The following is a 20,624-nucleotide window of genomic DNA, read 5'->3' on the forward strand; positions in this document are numbered from 1 at the left end:
TGATCGACCAGATTTTACTTCTCCTTTTCATCATATCTTCCAGGAAGAACTGACCATGGCGACCAACGCAAAACCTGTATATCAACGTATCCTGCTAAAACTGAGTGGCGAAGCACTGCAAGGTGCCGAAGGTTTTGGCATCGACGCGAGCGTGCTTGACCGCATGGCGCAAGAGGTTAAAGAGCTGGTTGAATTGGGCATTCAGGTGGGTGTGGTTATTGGTGGCGGTAACTTGTTCCGCGGCGCAGGTCTGGCCCAGGCGGGCATGAACCGTGTGGTCGGCGACCATATGGGCATGCTGGCAACAGTAATGAATGGCCTGGCAATGCGTGATGCGCTGCACCGTGCGTATGTCAATGCGCGCCTGATGTCAGCGATTCCGCTGAACGGCGTGTGTGATAACTACAGCTGGGCAGAAGCGATCAGTCTGCTGCGCAATAACCGCGTCGTGATCTTCGCGGCCGGTACCGGCAACCCGTTCTTTACCACTGACTCTGCAGCTTGCCTGCGCGGCATCGAAATCGAAGCCGACGTGGTACTGAAAGCCACCAAAGTAGACGGCGTCTACTCTGAAGATCCGGTGAAAAACCCGGATGCCACGCTGTATGACCAACTGAGCTATGCAGAAGTGTTGGATAAAGAGCTCAAAGTGATGGATCTCGCCGCCTTTACGCTGGCGCGTGACCATAAACTGCCTATCCGCGTCTTCAACATGAACAAGCCAGGCGCATTGCGTCGCGTCGTGATGGGTGAAAAAGAAGGCACCCTGATTACGCATTAATACCCGACGCACGTTAAAATAAGGTATATTCTTTTGCCGCGATGCTCTGGCATCGCGCAGCAATTAGGATGATCGATGTTTATCGATACCGCTTCCGGTTAGCCCGGAAATGGCCAGGTCAACCGAATTCAAGGGTTTCAACGTGATTAACGACATTAAAAAAGATGCAGACACGCGCATGGAAAAATGTGTGGATGCATTTAAAAACAACATCAGCAAAATCCGCACCGGCCGTGCTTCGCCTTCACTGCTCGACGGCATTGTGGTTCCTTATTACGGTACACCTACGCCGCTGCGTCAGTTGGCTAGCGTGACGGTAGAGGATTCACGTACGTTGAAAATCAACGTATTTGATCGCTCGCTGAGCGCTGCTGTTGAGAAAGCGATTATGACGTCTGATTTGGGTCTGAACCCAAGCTCAGCCGGTAGCGATATTCGTGTACCGCTGCCAGCGCTGACCGAAGAGCGTCGTAAAGATCTGATCAAGATCGTACGTGGCGAAGCTGAGCAGGGCCGTGTCTCTGTACGTAACGTCCGCCGTGACGCGAACGACAAGATCAAAGCGCTGCTGAAAGACAAAGAGATCAGCGAAGACGACGAACGTCGTACGCAGGATGAGATCCAGAAAATGACCGATGCGCACATCAAGAGTGTTGATGCGGCATTGGCCGATAAAGAAAAGGAACTGATGGACTTCTAATTCCATCAACTGCTTTTCAAAACGCCGTTCAGAGACGTGTTCGACTCTGGCGGCGTTTTACATTGTGTCCGGCGCTGTTGCGGGCACCCTCCACGACTTCACAGGGATAGCATGATGAAGCGATTAACTCTGCTGGGTTCGACCGGCTCCATTGGTACCAGCACGCTGGCGGTGATTGCCGCAAATCCTGAACTTTATCAGGTGACCGCGCTAGTGGCCGGCCAGAATGTGGCGTTGATGGCCGAGCAATGCCTGCAATTCCAGCCGCGCTATGCTGCGATGTCCGACGAGAAATCTGCCCAAGCGCTGCGTGAGCGACTGAAAGCACTCAACGTTAATACCGAAGTGCTCTCCGGCGTTCAGGCTGCCTGCGAACTGGCCGCGCTGGATGATGTGGATCAGGTGATGGCGGCGATTGTTGGCGCCTCAGGTTTACAGCCTACCATGGCCGCCATTCGTGCCGGCAAAACCGTGCTGCTGGCCAACAAAGAATCGCTTGTCACATGCGGCCGTCTGTTTATGGAGGCGGTACGCCAACATCAGGTGCAATTGCTACCCGTCGATAGTGAGCACAACGCCATTTTTCAGAGTTTACCCGCTTCCATACAGCATCAGTTGGGGTACGCTGATCTACGGGGGAACGGCATCGAGTCGATTCTCCTTACGGGATCGGGTGGTCCTTTTCGTGACACGCCATTAGCCGATTTAGCCGGTATGTCGCCGGATCAGGCCTGTGCGCATCCGAACTGGTCAATGGGGCGTAAAATCTCCGTTGATTCGGCCACCATGATGAATAAAGGTCTTGAATACATTGAAGCCCGCTGGCTGTTTAATGCGACTGACGCGCAGATGGAGGTGATCCTGCATCCGCAGTCGGTTATCCATTCGATGGTGCGTTATTGCGACGGCAGCGTGCTGGCGCAACTGGGCTCTCCGGATATGCGGACGCCTATCGCGCACAGCATGGCATGGCCAGCACGTATCTCTGCGGGCGTAACGCCGCTCGACTTCACTCGCATGAAGTCGTTGACGTTTGCCGAGCCGGACTACGAGCGCTATCCCTGCCTGAAGCTTGCGATTGATGCCTGTGCCACAGGTCAGGCCGCGACGACCTCGCTGAACGCAGCGAATGAAGTGGCGGTGGCAGCTTTTCTGCAGCACCAGATTCGCTTTACCGATATCGCTGCCATCAACAGCGAAGTGCTGGCGTCCCTGAGCTGTCAGGAGCCGGGCAGCATTGACGAGGTGATGGAGATTGATCGGTTAGCGCGCGTGCGTGCCAATGAATTGTTGCCGCGCTTTCGTTTAGCAGGTTGATAGTTCCCGCTATTTGTTCGCTCTGGGTGAAAATGGTATAGTCGCTCGCTCGCGTTTCACAGCCCGACATTGTTTCGATGTCATCTGGCGTGTTTGCCGGAGTTTGCTGCAGGCGCAATGTATTCAGAAACCACAGCATTTCTGATGAAAGGAATTATTACGCGTTATGTCGTCCAACAATCACAACACAATCGATGACGAGTCGTACTGCACGCCACGTCACGTGGCCATCATTATGGATGGTAATGGTCGCTGGGCAAAAAATCAGGGCAAACTGCGTATTTCAGGCCACAAAGCCGGGGTAAAATCAGTACGCCGGGCTGTCAGCTTTGCGGTTAGCCATAAACTGGAAGCGCTCACGCTTTATGCGTTCAGCAGTGAAAACTGGAGCCGTCCGATTCAGGAAGTGACAGCATTAATGGAGTTGTTTGTCTGGGCGCTCGACAGCGAAGTCAAAAGCCTGCACAAGCACAATGTGCGTCTGCGCATTATTGGTGATATCAGTCGTTTCAATAACCGTATTCAGGAACGTATTCGCCGCGCCGAGGAACTGACTCAGCAAAATAATGGACTGACCCTTAACATTGCTGCCAACTATGGCGGCCGTTGGGATATTATCCAGGGTGCCAGAAAATTGGCCGAACAGGTTCAGGAAGGTTTACTGCGTCCTGACCAGATTACCGAAGAAAGCCTGGCTCCGTATCTGTGTATGCAGGAGCTGGCGCCAGTGGATTTAGTGATAAGGACCGGGGGAGAGCATCGGATTAGCAACTTCCTGCTGTGGCAAATCGCCTATGCTGAGTTTTGGTTTACCGATGTTCTTTGGCCTGATTTTGATGAAAACGTTTTTGAAGGTGCACTGAATGCATTCTCTACGCGGGAGCGACGCTATGGCGGTACTGCACCAGGCGGCGCCTAAGCAATTTGGGGGTAACCTTTGCTGAAGTCTCGTCTGATTACCGCGTTAATTTTGATTCCGCTGGTGATCGCTGCACTGTTCTGGTTACCCCTGTCCGGTTTTGCGATTATCACTATCATCATCTGCATGCTTGCCGCCTGGGAATGGGGGCAGTTTGCCGGCATGAAAACGCGTCAGCAACGTATCTGGCTCGCCGTGCTATGCGGTCTGTTGCTGTCCGCGATGCTTTTTACTCTTGAACCCTATCAACGCAATCTGCACCAATTTCAGATGGAAGGCTCGCTCTGGGCATCGCTGGTGTGGTGGATTGCCGCGCTCATCTTAGTACTGTTCTATCCTGCCTCTGCTGCCTTGTGGCGTCATTCGCGTGCGCTGCGCCTGCTGTTTGGCCTGCTCACCTTGATTCCCTTCTTCTGGGGGATGATGGCGCTGCGTCAGTATCATTACGATACCGATCATTTCGCCGGCGCATGGTGGCTGCTGTTCGTGATGTTCCTCGTCTGGGGCGCAGATTCTGGTGCTTACATGTTTGGCCGTCTGTTTGGCAAACATAAGCTGGCTCCGAAAGTCTCTCCGGGTAAAACCTGGGAAGGTTTCTTCGGCGGCCTGTTGTCATCTGCCATCATCGCCTGGCTGTTTGCCCTGCTGGCACCGCTTTCGGTTCCGCCGGGCACGCTGATTATCTGCGCGGTGATTGCCACGCTGGCATCGGTATTGGGCGACCTGACAGAAAGTATGTTCAAGCGTGAAGCGGGCATTAAAGACAGCGGTAACTTGATTCCGGGGCACGGTGGTATTCTCGATCGTATTGATAGCCTGACTGCTGCGGTGCCGGTGTTTGCCTGCCTGCTGCTGTTGGTGTTCCGCACCCTCTGAGGATAGCCGACGATGTTGAGTATACTCTGGAGTTTTGCCGCCTTTATCGTGGCGCTTGGCGTGCTGATTACCGTGCACGAGTTTGGCCATTTCTGGGTGGCGCGCCGCTGCGGTGTCAAAGTTGAACGTTTCTCGATTGGCTTTGGTAAAGCGCTGTGGCGTCGCAGCGATCGTCAGGGCACCGAATATGTCATCGCGCTGATTCCGCTCGGCGGCTACGTCAAAATGCTCGACGAACGCGTTGAGAGCGTTCCCGCCGAACTGCGTCACCAAGCCTTCAATAATAAAACCGTGCTGCAACGTGCGTCGATTATCGCAGCCGGTCCTATCGCTAATTTCATCTTCGCCATCTTTGCTTATTGGGTCGTGTTTATTCACGGCGTGCCAGGTGTGCGCCCCGTAGTTGGTGAAATTCTGAACGGTTCCGTCGCTGCTGAAGCGCAAATTAGCTCCGGCATGGAACTTAAAGCGGTAGATGGTATCGAAACGCCTGATTGGGATGCTGTGCGTATGGCGCTGATCGGTAAAATCGGCGACAGCGATGCCACGCTTACCGTCTCGCAATTTGGCGAAGAAGCTACGCAGCAAAAGCAATTAAATTTGCGCGATTGGCAATTTGAGCCTGATAAACAGGATCCGGTGGTCGCTTTAGGTATTCGTCCACGTGGGCCGCAGATTGAAACGACCTTAGCTGAAGTTCAGGCAAACTCACCGGCAAGCAATGCTGGTTTGCAAGCGGGCGATAGGATCGTTAAAGTCGATGGTCAGCCATTGTCACAGTGGCAGGCTTTTGCGGCACAGGTGCGGGATAATCCGGGCAAAAACATGGCGCTAGATATTGAGCGCAACGGCGAACCTGTGGCGTTGACACTAACGCCGGAAGCGAAACCGGGCAAGGAAGCGGAAGGCTTCGCGGGTGTCATTCCGCGTGTGATTCCGCTGCCTGATGAGTACAAAACGGTAAGGCAGTATGGGCCTTTTGCGGCGATCGGCGAAGCCAGTGTAAAAACCTGGCAGCTGATGAAGCTAACGGTCTCCATGCTGGGCAAGTTGATAATCGGGGATGTGAAGCTGAATAACCTGAGCGGGCCGATTTCGATCGCGCAGGGTGCCGGGTTATCAGCAGAGTACGGGGTGATTTATTACCTGATGTTCCTGGCGCTTATCAGCGTCAACCTGGGCATCATTAACCTGTTCCCTCTGCCGGTTTTAGATGGTGGTCATCTGCTCTTTCTGGCGATCGAAAAGATCAAAGGTGGACCGGTGTCCGAGCGAGTTCAGGACTTTAGTTATCGCATTGGCTCAATCTTGCTAGTGCTGTTAATGGGGCTTGCACTTTTCAATGATTTCTCTCGTTTGTAATAGCTGGAACGCATACAGACGCGGGATGTGTTAGGAAAACGCATAACAACGATGGCGATGAAAAAGTTGCTCATAGCGTCGCTGCTGTTTAGCAGCGCCACCGTTTACGGTGCAGACGATTTCGTAGTGAAGGACATTCATTTCGAAGGTCTCCAGCGAGTCGCCGTCGGCGCGGCTCTGCTCAGCATGCCGGTTCGTGTCGGTGATACGGTGAATGACGATGACGTCAGAAACACCATTCGCTCACTGTTCGCCACCGGTAACTTTGAAGATGTGCAGGTTCTGCGTGACGGTACCACCCTGATTGTTCAGGTGAAAGAGCGTCCGACCATTGCCAACATCACTTTCTCCGGCAACAAAGCGGTGAAAGAAGATCAGCTGAAACAGAACCTCGAAGCGTCTGGCGTGCGCGTTGGCGAAGCGCTGGACCGCACCACGCTCTCTTCAATCGAGAAGGGCCTGGAAGACTTCTATTACAGCGTCGGTAAATACACCGCCAGCGTCAAAGCCATTGCTACGCCGCTGCCGCGCAACCGTGTGGATCTGAAATTCGTCTTCCAGGAAGGCGTTTCAGCACAGATCCAGCAGATCAACATCGTCGGCAATAAAGCATTTAGCTCTGACGAACTGATCTCGCGCTTCTCACTGCGTGATGAAGTGCCATGGTGGAACGTGGTGGGCGATCGCAAATACCAGAAGCAAAAGTTAGCGGGCGATCTCGAAACCCTGCGCAGCTTCTATCTGGATCGCGGTTATGCGCGTTTCAACATCGATTCCACGCAGGTGAGCCTGACGCCAGATAAGAAAGGCATCTACATCACCGTGAACATCAACGAAGGCGATCAGTACAAGATTGCCGGCGTGATCGTAAACGGCAGCATGGCGGGCCATTCTGCTGAAATCGAAAAGATGACCAGAATTCCAGCGGGTGAGCTGTATAACGGCACCAAAGTCACCCAAATGGAAGATGACATCAAGAAATTGCTGGGCCGCTACGGTTACGCCTATCCGCGCGTAATGACCCAGCCAGAAATTAATGATGCTGACAAAACCGTCAAGCTGCATATCAACGTGGATGCGGGCAACCGTTACTACGTGCGTAAAGTGCGCTTTGAAGGTAACGACACCTCAAAAGATTCCGTGTTGCGCCGTGAAATGCGCCAGATGGAAGGTGCCTGGTTGGGCAGTGATCTCGTCGATCAGGGTAAAGAGCGTCTGAATCGTACCGGTTACTTCGAAACCGTGGATGTGGATACGCAGCGCGTTCCAGGTGCACCAGACCAGGTTGATGTGGTCTACAAGGTGAAAGAGCGTAACACCGGCACCTTCAACTTTGGTGTTGGTTACGGTACTGAAAGTGGCGTGAGCTTCCAGGTGGGTGTGACCCAGGAAAACTGGCTCGGCACCGGCAACACCGTTGGCATTAGCGGCACTAAAAACGATTACCAGACCTATGCTGAGTTCTCATTGACCGATCCGTACTTCACGGTCGACGGTGTGAGCCTTGGCGGTCGTTTGTTCTATAACGACTTTAAAGCCGATGACGCGGATCTGTCTGACTATACCAACAAAAGTTATGGTCTTGACGGTACGCTTGGCTTCCCGGTCAACGAAAACAACACCCTGCGTGTTGGTTTAGGTTACGTGCATAACGACCTCTCCAACATGCGTCCACAGGTGGCGATGTGGCGTTATCTGGATTCAGTCGGTCGTCATCAAGGCTTGAATGATGATGGTGATTTCTCTGCAGATGATTTCACCTTCAACTACGGTTGGACCTATAACACCTTAGACCGCGGCTTCTTCCCAACGCGCGGTAACCGTACCAACCTGAACGGTAAAGTGACGATTCCAGGCTCTGATAACGCGTTCTACAAAGCGACATTGGATAGCCAGCAATATGTGCCGCTGAACCGCGACGGTACATGGGTAGTATTAGGCCGTGGCCGTGTTGGATATGGTGACGGACTTAATGGTAAAGAGATGCCGTTCTATGAGAACTTCTACGGCGGTGGCTCGAGCACAGTGCGTGGCTTCCAGTCCAATACCATTGGTCCTAAAGCTGCGTATCTGAACGATGGCTCATCAACCTGTAATCTCTCAGATCCAAACGGCGTCTGTAAGTCGGATGATGCGGTTGGTGGTAACGCCATGGCGATTGCCAGCCTTGAGCTGATCACGCCAACGCCGTTCCTGAGCGAGAAGTATGCGAATTCCGTGCGTACTTCGGTGTTTATGGATGCCGGTACCGTTTGGGATACCAAATGGCAGAACACCGCGGAAACACGCGCGGCGGGTGTGCCAGATTACAGCGATCCTAATAACATTCGCGTCTCTGCCGGTGTGGCACTGCAGTGGATGTCACCGTTAGGACCGCTGGTATTCTCATACGCCCAGCCGATGAAGAAAGTCGAGGGAGACAAGTCAGAGCAATTCCAGTTTAACATTGGTAAAACCTGGTAAGGCTCTGAGCAGGGAAGTGAAAATACCGTCTTGCACGCGTGCTGCCTGATAATGCGGCACGCTGCAAACACACACGTTGAGGTAAGGAGTTTATAGTGAAAAAGTTGTTCTGTGCTGCTGCTCTGGGTGTTGCGTTAGCTGCTTCTGCGGGTGCCCAAGCGGCTGATAAAGTTGCCGTCGTGAACCTGAGCCAGGTTTTCCAGCAGTCTCCGCAGCGTGCTGCTGTTGCTAAACAGCTTGAAGGTGAATTCCAGAGCCGCGCCTCTGAGCTCCAGTCTCAGCAGCAGAAGATCCAGCAAGAAATTCAGGATCTGCAGCGTAATGCATCGACCATGAAAGCGAGCGACCGCACCAAGAAAGAGAAGCAAATCTCTTCTGAGCGTGCTGCCTTTGAACAAAAAGCACAGGCTTTTGACAAAGACAACCAAACTCGTCAGATGCAGGAGCGTAACAAGCTGCTGGCTAAAATCCAGACCGCTGTTCAGTCTGTAGCGAAAAGCGAAGGTTACGATCTGGTTCTGGACTCTCAGGCCGTGCTGTACTCCTCTTCTGATGCTAAAGACATCACTGCTGACGTTGTAAAACAGGTTAAATAATTGATGTCATCAATTCGACTGGCTGATTTAGCCCAGCAGTTGGATGCAGAATTGCACGGAGATGGCGATATCGTCATCTCCGGCATTGCTTCTATGCAATCCGCCACAACTGGCCAAATCACTTTTCTTGCAAACAGCCGCTACCGCGAGCAGCTCGCTACTATCCAGGCTTCAGCCGTGGTGCTGACGGAAGCGGATCTGGAGTGGTGTAAAACGGCCGCCCTGGTGGTGAAAAATCCTTACTTAACTTATGCCCGCATGGCACAACTGCTGGACACCACGCCGCAGCCCGCGCAGAATATCGCGCCCAGTGCGGTGATCGATGCAACGGCTAAGCTGGGTAAGAATGTTTCGGTAGGCGCAAATGCGGTGATCGAGTCCGGCGTAGAGCTGGGTGACGACGTCGTTATTGGCGCAGGATGTTTTGTTGGTAAGCAGACGCGTATCGGTCGCGGCTCACGTTTGTGGGCTAACGTCACGATTTATCACGAAATTCAGATTGGTCAGGATTGTCTGATTCAGTCGGGCACCGTTATTGGTGCTGATGGTTTCGGCTATGCTAACGATCGCGGCAATTGGGTGAAAATCCCGCAGTTGGGTACCGTAGTGATTGGTGATCGGGTAGAAATTGGTGCCTGTACCACCATCGATCGCGGCGCGCTGGATAACACTCTGATCGGCAATGGTGTTATCATAGACAACCAGTGTCAGATTGCGCACAACGTCGTGATTGGTGATAACACCGCAGTTGCGGGTGGTGTGATCATGGCGGGTAGTCTGAAGATTGGACGTTACTGTATGATTGGCGGCGCCAGCGTCATTAACGGCCATATGGAAATCTGTGACAAAGTGACCGTAACGGGCATGGGCATGGTAATGCGCCCCATCACAGAGCCAGGCGTGTATTCGTCGGGTATTCCACTGCAACCCAACAAAACCTGGCGTAAAACAGCAGCGCTGGTGATGAACATCGATGAAATAAGCAAACGCTTAAAAGCCATCGAACGTAAGGTCGGCAAAGACGACTAAACGCATCCCACGCTACTCGCTTTCATAACAAGAAGTGTACTTTCTGCCACCTTCGGCTAACCCGAGAATGGCAGCAGGTATCGTAAGAAAGCGAAACGCCCCGAACTAATTTGCGGCCTGCGGAAGATCATTTTGATCGGTGCAGGCCGTGTTATTGTTGCCATCAGATTTTTTAGGACAGGAAGAGTATTTTGACTACTGAAACGCATACTCTGAAAATTGAAGAGATTTTAGAACTGCTGCCACACCGCTATCCTTTCTTGCTGGTTGATCGCGTGCTGGATTTTGAAGAGCATAAATATCTGCGCGCGGTGAAGAACGTTTCTGTTAACGAACCGTTTTTCCAGGGACATTTCCCTGGTAAGCCGATTTTCCCAGGCGTTCTGATTCTGGAAGCGATGGCGCAAGCGACCGGCATTCTGGCGTTCAAAAGCGTTGGAAAACTGGAACCAGGCGAACTCTATTACTTCGCTGGTATCGATGAAGCCCGTTTCAAACGTCCGGTTGTGCCGGGCGATCAGATGATCATGGAAGTGACCTTCGAGAAAACCCGTCGTGGCCTGACGCGCTTTAAAGGCGTGGCGACCGTGGACGGCAAAATTGTCTGTGAAGCGACCATGATGTGTGCCCGTAGCCGGGAGGCATAATAAGTGATTGATTCAACCGCCAATATCCATCCCAGTTCTGTCATTGAAGAGGGTGCCGTGATCGGCGCCAATGTTCACATCGGTCCGTTCTGCTTTATCGGTGCCAATGTGGAAATTGGTGAAGGAACGGTACTCAAATCGCACGTGGTGGTGAACGGCCATACGCGTATCGGCAAAGACAATCAGATCTACCAGTTCGCTTCCATTGGTGAAGTGAACCAAGACCTGAAATATGCGGGCGAACCAACGCGCGTTGAAATTGGCGATCGCAACCGCATCCGCGAGAGCGTCACCATTCATCGTGGCACCACGCAGGGCGGCAATGTGACCAAAGTCGGCAGCGATAACCTGCTGATGGTGAATGCTCACATCGCGCATGACTGCGTGATCGGTAATCGCTGCATCTTTGCTAACAATGCCACGCTGGGCGGTCACGTCACCGTTGATGATTTTGCCATTATCGGCGGTATGACGGCTGTACATCAGTGGTGCACCATTGGTGCTCACGTGATGGTTGGCGGTTGTTCAGGCGTCGCGCAGGATGTACCGCCTTATGTTATTGCGCAGGGCAACCACGCAACGCCATACGGTATCAACATCGAAGGTCTTAAGCGTCGCGGCTTTAGCAAAGAAGCGCTGCATGCCATTCGCAACGCGTACAAACTGCTGTACCGCAGCGGCAAAACGCTGGATGAAGTGAAACCAGAGATTGAAGAGCTGGCGAAACAACACAGCGAAGTGCAGCCTTTCTATGACTTCTTTGCCCGTTCAACGCGTGGATTGATTCGTTAATCCATGTCAGCGCGTCCCCTCACGATTGCCCTGGTCGCCGGAGAAACCTCCGGCGATATTCTTGGTGCAGGTCTCATCCGGGCGTTAAAAGCGCGCCATCCCAATGCGCGCTTTGTGGGCGTGGCCGGTCCGCTGATGCAGGCCGAAGGCTGCGAAGCCTGGTATGAGATGGAAGAGCTGGCGGTGATGGGCATCGTCGAAGTGCTGGGACGCCTGCGGCGTCTGCTGAAGATTCGTCGTGACCTGACGCAGCGCTTCACCGAACTCAAGCCGGATGTGTTTGTGGGCATTGATGCGCCAGATTTCAACATCACGTTGGAAGGAAGCCTCAAGCGCACGGGCATTCGCACCATTCATTACGTTAGCCCTTCCGTTTGGGCGTGGCGTCAAAAGCGCGTTTTCAAAATCGGCCGCAACACCAATCTGGTGCTAGCATTCCTGCCGTTTGAAAAAGCGTTCTACGATCGTTTTAACGTGCCATGCCGCTTTATCGGCCACACCATGGCTGATGCGATGCCTCTACAGCCCGATAAGCTGGCGGCTCGCCGCGAGTTAGGCATCGCTGAAGAGGCGATTTGCCTTGGCTTGTTGCCGGGCAGTCGTGGTGCGGAAGTGGAAATGCTCAGCGCCGATTTCCTGCGCGCCGCGCAGCTGCTGCGTCAGCGCTATCCAGCGCTGGAAATCGTGGTGCCGCTGGTGAACGCCAAACGCCGCGAGCAGTTTGAACAGATCAAAGCGCAAGTTGCGCCTGAACTGCCGATGCATTTGCTGGATGGCAAAGGTCGTCAGGCGATGCTGGCCAGCGATGCCGCTATTCTTGCATCTGGCACCGCCGCGCTGGAGTGCATGCTGGCGAAATGCCCGATGGTGGTTGGCTATCGTATGAAGCCGTCGACCTTCTGGCTGGCAAAACGTTTGGTAAAAACGCCGTACGTTTCCCTGCCAAATCTGTTAGCCGGTCGCGAGCTGGTAAAAGAGTTGCTGCAGGACGAGTGTCAGCCCGAAGCGTTAGCTGCGGCGCTGGATCCGCTACTGCACGCGGGCCCTGAGCGCGACGCGCTGCTGAAAACCTTCACCGAACTGCATCAACAGATTCGCTGGAATGCCGATGAGCAGGCGGCGGATGCGGTACTGGAGATCATCAATGGCTGAATTTATCTATCCCAACGCGCAGCTGATTGCTGGCGTTGATGAGGTCGGACGCGGTCCGCTGGTTGGCGCAGTGGTGACGGCGGCGGTGATCCTTGATCCCGCCAACCCGATTGTCGGACTGGCCGACTCGAAAAAGCTCTCCGAGAAGCGTCGTCTGGCGCTGTATGACGAGATCAAAGAGAAGGCGCTGGCCTGGAGTCTTGGTCGAGCCGAGCCAGAAGAGATCGATCAGCTCAATATTCTGCACGCCACCATGCTGGCGATGCAGCGCGCGGTCGCGGGTTTGCACATTGCGCCGGACTTCGTCCTGATCGATGGTAACCGTTGTCCCTCGCTGCCGATGCCCTCGCAGGCGGTGGTAAAGGGCGATAGCCTGGTGAAAGAGATCAGTGCTGCTTCGATCATTGCCAAAGTCACGCGCGATCGTGAAATGGCCGAACTGGATCTGCTGTTCCCGCAATATGGTTTTGCGCAGCACAAAGGTTATCCAACCGCGCTGCACATGGAAAAGCTGACGCAGCACGGCGCCACACCTCATCATCGTCGCAGCTTTGCGCCGGTGCGTAACGCCTTGATTGATGCTGACGTGCTGGCAGCCCGCCAGCCAACTACGCTTTAATAGCCTGACACTGTTTTAACCGGAAACTGATATGGCTGAACCTCGTTTTATACATCTGCGCGTCCACAGCGATTACTCCATGGTTGATGGTCTGGCGAAAACCGGACCCTTAGTCAAGAAGGCGGCTGCGCTGGGCATGCCGGCGATCGCCATTACCGACTACATCAATCTGTGCGGGCTGGTGCGTTTTTACGGTAGTGCGCACGGCGCGGGGATCAAGCCGATTGTCGGTGCTGATTTTCAGGTTGCCAGTGAATTAATGGGCGATGAGCTGACGCAGTTAACGCTGCTGGCGGCCAATAACACCGGTTATCAAAACCTGACCTTGCTGATTTCACGTGCCTATCAGCGCGGTTACGGCATTGCGGGCCCCATCATCGATCGCGACTGGCTGCTGGAACTGGGCGAAGGCCTGATTCTGCTGTCGGGCGGACGTCGTGGCGATGTGGGCCGCAGTCTGCTGCGCGGCAATAGCGCGATGGTCGCGCAGTGTTTGAGCTTCTATCAGGAACACTTCCCGAATCGCTATTACCTCGAATTGATGCGCACCGGTCGCGCCGATGAAGAAGCCTATCTGCATGCCGCCGTCGAGCTGGCAATTGCCGAAGGTATTCCCGTTGTTGCCACCAACGAAGTGTGCTTCCTCAATGAAGAAGATTTTGATGCGCATGAAATCCGTGTGGCGATTCATGACGGCTACACGCTGGACGATCCCAAGCGTCCGCGCAATTACAGTCCTCAGCAATATATGCGCAGTGAAGAGGAGATGTGCGAGCTGTTCTCGGACATCCCGGAAGCGCTGGAAAATAGCGTAGAGATTGCTAAGCGCTGTAACGTGACAGTGCGCCTCGGCGAGTACTTCCTGCCGCAGTTCCCCACCGGTGATATGAGCACCGAAGACTTCCTCGTGGCGAAGTCGCGCGAAGGTCTGGAAGAGCGTATGGAATTCCTCTTCCCGGATGCGGCGGTGCGCGCTGAAAAACGCGTGGAATATGATGAACGTCTGGAGATTGAACTCACCGTTATCAACCAGATGGGCTTTCCCGGCTACTTCCTGATCGTTATGGAGTTTATCCAGTGGTCGAAGGACAACGGCATTCCCGTCGGTCCAGGCCGTGGTTCGGGTGCCGGTTCATTAGTGGCATATGCGCTAAAAATTACCGATATCGATCCGCTGGAATTTGACTTGCTGTTTGAACGTTTCCTGAACCCGGAACGTGTCTCAATGCCTGATTTCGACGTCGACTTCTGCATGGAGAAACGCGATCAGGTGATCGATCACGTGGCCGATATGTATGGACGTGATGCGGTATCGCAGATCATTACGTTCGGTACCATGGCAGCGAAAGCGGTTATTCGCGATGTGGGACGTGTACTCGGCCATCCGTACGGTTTTGTTGATCGTATCTCTAAGCTGATCCCGCCGGATCCAGGCATGACGCTGGAGAAAGCCTTCCTGGCTGAACCGCAGCTGCCGGAGATCTACGAGGCAGATGAAGAGGTGAAAGCGCTGATCGACATGGCGCGCAAACTGGAAGGTGTCACGCGTAACGCCGGTAAACACGCCGGTGGTGTGGTGATCTCGCCAACCAAAATCACCGATTTTGCGCCGCTGTACTGTGATGAGAACGGGCAGTTCCCGGTTACCCAGTTTGATAAGAATGACGTGGAATATGCCGGATTGGTGAAGTTTGACTTCCTCGGCCTGCGTACGCTCACCATCATCGACTGGGCGCTGAAGATGATTAACCCGCGCCGTGAAAAGCAGGGTTTGCCACCCATTGATATCGCCGCTATCCCGCTTGACGACAAAAAAAGTTTCGACATGCTACAGCGCTCGGAAACCACTGCGGTGTTCCAGCTTGAATCGCGCGGCATGAAAGATTTGATCAAACGTCTGAAGCCTGACTGCTTCGAAGATATGATCGCACTGGTGGCGCTGTTCCGTCCGGGACCATTGCAATCGGGCATGGTAGATAACTTCATCGACCGTAAGCACGGCCGCGAAGAGATTTCTTATCCGGATATTCAGTGGCAGCACGAAACCCTGAAACCGGTGCTGGAGCCGACCTACGGCATCATTCTGTATCAGGAACAGGTGATGCAGATCGCGCAGGTGCTGTCGGGCTATACGCTGGGCGGCGCAGACATGTTGCGTCGTGCGATGGGTAAAAAGAAACCCGAAGAGATGGCGAAGCAGCGTTCGGTGTTCCAGGACGGTGCAGAGAAGATGGGTGTCGACGGCGAACTGTCGATGAAAATCTTCGATCTGGTAGAGAAATTCGCCGGCTATGGCTTTAACAAGTCACACTCCGCTGCTTACGCATTGGTTTCCTATCAAACGCTGTGGCTGAAAGCGCACTATCCGGCAGAGTTCATGGCGGCCGTAATGACCGCTGATATGGATAACACCGAGAAAGTGGTTGGCTTGGTCGACGAATGCTGGCGTATGGGCCTCAAAGTGCTGCCGCCAGATATCAACTCAGGTTTGTATCCGTTCCATGTCAATGACGATGGCGAGATCGTTTACGGCATCGGCGCGATCAAAGGCGTGGGTGAAGGCCCGATCGAAGCGATCCTGGAAGCGCGTAACGAAGGCGGTTACTTCAAAGAGCTGTTTGATCTCTGCGCGCGCACCGACACCAAAAAGATCAACCGTCGCGTGATGGAAAAACTGATCATGTCAGGCGCGTTCGATCGTCTCGGCCCGCATCGTGCGGCCTTGATGAGTGCACTTGGCGACGCCTTAAAAGCGGCCGATCAGCATGCCAAAGCCGAAGCCATCGGCCAGGCCGATATGTTTGGCGTGCTGGCGGAAGAGCCGGAGCAGGTGGAGAAATCCTATGCCAGCATCACGCCGTGGCCGGAACAAATTCAACTGGATGGCGAACGTGAGACCTTAGGTCTCTATCTTACCGGCCATCCAATTAATCAGTATTTGAAAGAAATTGAGCGTTACGTCGGCGGCATGCGCCTGAAAGACATGCATCCGACAGATCGTGGTAAAGTAACCGTCGCGGCGGGGCTGGTGATTGCCGCCCGCGTGATGGTCACTAAACGCGGCAACCGAATTGGTATTTGTACGATTGACGATCGTTCTGGTCGTCTTGAAGTGATGTTATTTACCGATGCGTTAGATAAATACCAGCAGTTGCTGGAGAAGGACCGTATCCTGATCGTCAGTGGACAGGTCAGCTTTGATGACTTTAGCGGTGGCCTTAAAATGACCGCTCGGGAAGTTATGGACATCGACGAAGCGCGGGAAAAATACGCGCGCGGACTTGCTATCTCGCTGACGGACAGGCAAATTGATGACCAGCTTTTAAACCGTCTCCGCCAGTCTCTGGAGCCTCATCGCTCCGGGACCATTCCGGTGCATCTCTACTATCAGAGAGCCGATGCGCGAGCGAAGCTACGCTTTGGTGCAGCGTGGCGTATTTCGCCCAGCGATCGTTTACTCAACGATTTGCGGTCGTTAGTAGGATCGGAGCAGGTGGAACTGGAGTTTGACTAAAACAGGAACATTATGAGTCTTAATTACCTGGATTTTGAACAGCCAATCGCAGAGCTTGAAGCGAAAATCGACTCGTTGAAATCGATTGGCCGTTCGGATGAGAAACACGATATTAATTTGGATGAGGAAGTGCAGCGTCTGCGCGAAAAAAGCGTCGAGCTGACCCGTAAAATCTTCTCCGATTTAGGCGCATGGCAAGTGGCGCAACTCGCGCGTCATCCGCTGCGTCCTTATACACTGGACTATATCCGCAACGCGTTTGATGATTTCGACGAACTGGCGGGCGATCGTGCTTATGCCGATGATAAAGCGATTGTCGGCGGTATTGCCCGTCTCGACGGTCGTCCAGTGATGATCATTGGTCATCAGAAAGGTCGCGAAACCAAAGAGAAAATCCGTCGTAACTTCGGTATGCCGGCACCAGAAGGCTACCGCAAAGCGCTGCGTCTGATGGAAATGGCTGAACGCTTTAAGATGCCGCTGATCACCTTCATCGACACGCCGGGTGCTTATCCGGGCGTGGGTGCAGAAGAGCGCGGTCAGTCTGAAGCGATCGCCCGCAACCTGCGTGAAATGTCTGGCCTGAAAATTCCGGTGATTTGTACCGTAATCGGCGAAGGCGGTTCCGGTGGCGCGCTGGCTATTGGCGTGGGTGACAAAGTAAACATGCTGCAGTACAGCACCTATTCGGTGATTTCACCGGAAGGTTGTGCATCAATCCTGTGGAAAAGCGCCGACAAAGCACCGTTGGCGGCGGAAGCGATGGGTATCACCGCTGAGCGTCTGAAAGAGCTGAAGCTGATCGATTCCATCATTCCTGAACCGTTGGGCGGCGCGCATCGTCAACCGGTAGATATGGCGGCTTCTCTTAAGCAGCAACTGCTGGCGGATCTGGCCGATCTCGATGTGCTGAGCACCGAAGAGTTGCTCAACCGTCGCTATCAGCGCCTGATGAACTACGGCTACGCTTGATACATCAAACTGAAGCAAGAAGCGGACCTCGGTCCGCTTTTTTTACGCCTGCTAATCGATAATTTCGCATTGGTCGCCATAAATGGCGACCCTACAAAACCGCATCGTTTTCCGTAGGGTCGCCATTCATGGCGACCTTTTCTGGCCTAAGCACCCAACCCAAAGCGCGATGAACCTCAACAGCAGAGCATTCCAGGTTTATCCGCGCGCGCTTTTCGCTATCCTTATTCAGTGCCACAACACCACAGGAGGTGAGCATTGAATATTATTGCGATCATGGGACCGCACGGCGCTTTCTACAAAGATGAGCCTATTCGCGAACTGGATGCTGCCCTTAAGCTGCAAGGCTTCCAAACCGTTTACCCCAATAATGCCAGCGACCTGCTGAAGTTGATTGAACACAATCCGCGTATCTGCGGAGTGATTTTTGACTGGGACGATTACAGTCTGGCGCTGTGTAGCGACATCAATCAGCTCAATGAATATCTGCCGCTGTATGCCTTCATCAACACCCATTCGCAAATGGATGTCAGCATCAACGAGATGCGTATGGCGCTGCACTTCTTCGAATATGCCTTGAGCGCCGCCGATGACATCGCGCTGCATATTCGTCAGTACACCGATGAGTACATCGACAACATCACGCCGCCGCTGACCAAGGCCTTGTTCACCTACGTCAAAGAGGGCAAATACACCTTCTGCACGCCGGGCCACATGGGCGGCAGCGCCTTCCAGAAAAGCCCGGTGGGCAGCCTGTTTTATGACTTCTTCGGCTCGAACACTTTAAAAGCGGATGTCTCGATCTCGGTAACGGAACTGGGTTCGTTGCTTGATCACACCGGCCCGCATCTGGAAGCGGAGGAGTACGTCGCGCGCACCTTTGGGGCTGAGCAAAGCTACATGGTGACCAACGGCACCTCGACCTCGAACAAAATCGTCGGCATGTATGCGGCGCCAGCGGGCAGCACCGTGCTGATTGACCGCAACTGCCATAAATCGCTGACCCATTTGCTGATGATGAGCGACATCATCCCGATCTGGCTCAAACCGACGCGCAACGCGTTGGGCATTCTGGGCGGCATTCCGCAGCGCGAGTTTACGCGTGACAGCATCCAACTAAAGGTCAATGCTACGCCACGCGCCAGCTGGCCGGTGCATGCGGTGATCACCAACTCAACCTACGATGGCCTGCTGTATAACACGCAATTCATCAAACAGACGCTGGATGTGCCATCTATCCACTTTGATTCTGCGTGGGTGCCGTACACCAATTTCCATCCAATTTATGCCGGCAAAAGCGGCATGAGCGGCGATCGGATTTCCGGCAAAGTGATCTATGAAACGCAATCGACACACAAACTGCTGGCGGCGTTCTCGCAGGCTTCGCTGATTCACATCAAAGGCGATTACGACGAGCACACCTTCAACGAAGCCTACATGATGCACACCACCACCTCGCCGAGCTACGCGATTGTCTCGTCGATTGAAACCGCGGCGGCGATGCTGCGCGGCAATCCGGGTAAGCGACTGATCAACCGCTCGGTTGAACGTGCGCTGCATTTCCGTCGTGAGATTCAGCGCTTGCGTGAAGAGTGCGACGGCTGGTTCTTTGATATCTGGCAGCCGGAACAGATCGATCAAGCCGAATGCTGGCCGATCCAGCCGGGCGAAGAGGATTGGCACGGTTTCACTCATGCCGACCGTGATCATATGTATCTCGATCCGATCAAAGTCACCATTCTGACGCCGGGCATGAGCGAGCTGGGCAAGATGGCGGAAGAGGGCATTCCAGCCGCGCTGGTGGCTAAGTTCCTCGATCAGCGCGGTATCGTGGTGGAGAAAACCGGGCCGTACAATTTGCTGTTCCTGTTCAGCATCGGCATTGATAAAACCAAAGCGATGAGCGTGCTGCGTGGTCTGACGGAGTTTAAGCGCGCATACGATCTCAACCTGCGGGTGAAAAACATGCTGCCGGATCTTTACGCTGAGGATCCCGACTTCTACCGCAACATGCGCATCCAAACGCTGGCGCAGGGCATTCATCAGTTGATCCTGCAACACGATCTGCCGCGCCTGATGTTGAAAGCGTTCGATGTTCTGCCGGAGATGAAGATGACGCCGCATCAGGCGTTTCAGCGCCAGGTGAAAGGTCAGGTGGAAACGGTGGACATTCGCGAGCTGGTGGGGCGCATTTCGGCCAACATGATTCTGCCGTACCCACCAGGCGTGCCGGTGGTAATGCCGGGCGAGATGATTACGGAACAGAGCCGTTCCGTGCTCGATTTTCTGCTGATGCTTTGCACTATTGGTCGACACTATCCCGGCTTCGAAACTGATATTCACGGTGCAACACTGACGGAAGAGGGACGTTATCTGGTGCGCGTATTGCGTGAAGATGACGAAGGCTAACTTAGGACAATCACCTCTTTCCAACGCCGCTTGTGCCACGTAGGGTAAGCGGCTTATGTCAAAACCGGAGTCGCTATGCTGCAAATAAAACAGATCCACCACATCGCCATTATTGCTACCGATTATCAGCGCAGTAAGGCGTTTTATTGTGATGTGCTGGGTTTTGAATTGTTGGGTGAATATTACCGCGCCGAGCGCGACTCGTGGAAAGGCGATCTGGGTCTGAACGGGGTTTACACCATCGAGCTGTTCTCTTTTCCCTCGCCGCCGCCACGCGTCAGTGGCCCGGAAGCCTGCGGCCTGCGCCATCTGGCGTTTTGCGTTGAGGATGTTGAGCAGTCAATTGCGGCGCTGGCGGAGAAGGGCGTGACGTGCGAGCCGATTCGTATCGATGCGTTAACCGGTAAAGCCTGCACTTTCTTCCCCGATCCGGATGGTTTGCCGCTGGAGCTGTATCAGGCGTAAACTAGCGTCCG

Annotated in this window: 17 protein-coding genes; all 17 read left to right on the plus strand. The window is 53.9% G+C overall.

What is annotated here, in order from left to right; genetic code table 11:
• Positions 1-55: 55 nt before the first annotated feature.
• The 17 genes from pyrH (at position 56) to AC6I8A_RS04275 (ending at position 20,613) form a co-directional block, all read left to right on the plus strand.
• Complete coding sequence (gene pyrH, locus AC6I8A_RS04195; RefSeq protein ID WP_007893903.1) at positions 56-781, plus strand: UMP kinase; 726 nt, start codon at positions 56-58, stop codon at positions 779-781.
• 142 nt (positions 782-923) lie between these two features.
• Positions 924-1,481 carry a ribosome recycling factor gene (gene frr, locus AC6I8A_RS04200; RefSeq protein WP_036649587.1) on the plus strand — a complete coding sequence of 186 codons (558 nt, stop codon included), beginning with the start codon at positions 924-926 and terminating at the stop codon, positions 1,479-1,481.
• Positions 1,482-1,595: 114 nt separating this feature from the next.
• On the plus strand, positions 1,596-2,798 hold the full coding sequence (gene ispC / locus AC6I8A_RS04205) for a 1-deoxy-D-xylulose-5-phosphate reductoisomerase (protein WP_196761366.1): 1,203 nt from the start codon (positions 1,596-1,598) through the stop codon (positions 2,796-2,798).
• A 166-nt stretch (positions 2,799-2,964) separates the two neighbouring features.
• Entirely contained in the window at positions 2,965-3,717 is a 753-nt protein-coding gene (ispU, locus tag AC6I8A_RS04210; RefSeq protein WP_007893909.1) for a (2E,6E)-farnesyl-diphosphate-specific ditrans,polycis-undecaprenyl-diphosphate synthase, read from the plus strand.
• A gap of 18 nt (positions 3,718-3,735) precedes the next feature.
• Entirely contained in the window at positions 3,736-4,593 is an 858-nt protein-coding gene (gene cdsA / locus AC6I8A_RS04215) for a phosphatidate cytidylyltransferase (RefSeq protein ID WP_497818077.1), read from the plus strand.
• 12 nt (positions 4,594-4,605) lie between these two features.
• Positions 4,606-5,955, plus strand: a complete 1,350-nt coding sequence (gene rseP / locus AC6I8A_RS04220; protein ID WP_479486664.1) for a sigma E protease regulator RseP — start codon at positions 4,606-4,608, stop codon at positions 5,953-5,955.
• A 51-nt stretch (positions 5,956-6,006) separates the two neighbouring features.
• Entirely contained in the window at positions 6,007-8,418 is a 2,412-nt protein-coding gene (gene bamA / locus AC6I8A_RS04225; RefSeq protein WP_008108479.1) for an outer membrane protein assembly factor BamA, read from the plus strand.
• 95 nt (positions 8,419-8,513) lie between these two features.
• Entirely contained in the window at positions 8,514-9,014 is a 501-nt protein-coding gene (locus AC6I8A_RS04230; protein ID WP_497818078.1) for an OmpH family outer membrane protein, read from the plus strand.
• Between the two features lie 3 nt (positions 9,015-9,017).
• On the plus strand, positions 9,018-10,043 hold the full coding sequence (gene lpxD, locus AC6I8A_RS04235; protein WP_008108477.1) for a UDP-3-O-(3-hydroxymyristoyl)glucosamine N-acyltransferase: 1,026 nt from the start codon (positions 9,018-9,020) through the stop codon (positions 10,041-10,043).
• 191 nt (positions 10,044-10,234) lie between these two features.
• Positions 10,235-10,690, plus strand: coding sequence for a 3-hydroxyacyl-ACP dehydratase FabZ (fabZ, locus tag AC6I8A_RS04240; RefSeq protein ID WP_007893924.1), 456 nt, complete (start codon positions 10,235-10,237; stop codon positions 10,688-10,690).
• A 3-nt stretch (positions 10,691-10,693) separates the two neighbouring features.
• Positions 10,694-11,482: an acyl-ACP--UDP-N-acetylglucosamine O-acyltransferase gene (gene lpxA, locus AC6I8A_RS04245; protein WP_101762042.1), complete on the plus strand. Its 789-nt coding sequence runs from the start codon at positions 10,694-10,696 to the stop codon at positions 11,480-11,482.
• A gap of 3 nt (positions 11,483-11,485) precedes the next feature.
• On the plus strand, positions 11,486-12,634 hold the full coding sequence (gene lpxB, locus AC6I8A_RS04250; protein WP_293797491.1) for a lipid-A-disaccharide synthase: 1,149 nt from the start codon (positions 11,486-11,488) through the stop codon (positions 12,632-12,634).
• The gene (gene rnhB, locus AC6I8A_RS04255; protein WP_265301304.1) at positions 12,627-13,253 is read left to right on the plus strand and encodes a ribonuclease HII; all 627 of its coding nucleotides are present in this window, start codon (positions 12,627-12,629) and stop codon (positions 13,251-13,253) included. The genes lpxB and rnhB overlap by 8 nt, the downstream gene beginning before the upstream one ends.
• A gap of 31 nt (positions 13,254-13,284) precedes the next feature.
• Positions 13,285-16,767: a DNA polymerase III subunit alpha gene (dnaE, locus tag AC6I8A_RS04260; protein WP_265301306.1), complete on the plus strand. Its 3,483-nt coding sequence runs from the start codon at positions 13,285-13,287 to the stop codon at positions 16,765-16,767.
• A gap of 12 nt (positions 16,768-16,779) precedes the next feature.
• Positions 16,780-17,739 (plus strand): acetyl-CoA carboxylase carboxyl transferase subunit alpha, encoded by a 960-nt coding sequence (gene accA, locus AC6I8A_RS04265; protein WP_101762038.1) that lies wholly within the window; start codon positions 16,780-16,782, stop codon positions 17,737-17,739.
• 258 nt (positions 17,740-17,997) lie between these two features.
• Positions 17,998-20,148 (plus strand): lysine decarboxylase LdcC, encoded by a 2,151-nt coding sequence (locus AC6I8A_RS04270; protein ID WP_479486665.1) that lies wholly within the window; start codon positions 17,998-18,000, stop codon positions 20,146-20,148.
• A gap of 75 nt (positions 20,149-20,223) precedes the next feature.
• Positions 20,224-20,613 (plus strand): VOC family protein, encoded by a 390-nt coding sequence (locus tag AC6I8A_RS04275; protein ID WP_008108470.1) that lies wholly within the window; start codon positions 20,224-20,226, stop codon positions 20,611-20,613.
• The last annotated feature ends 11 nt before the right edge of the window (positions 20,614-20,624 follow it).

Source organism: Pantoea sp. X-Soil-ISGK-275, from assembly GCF_059730795.1.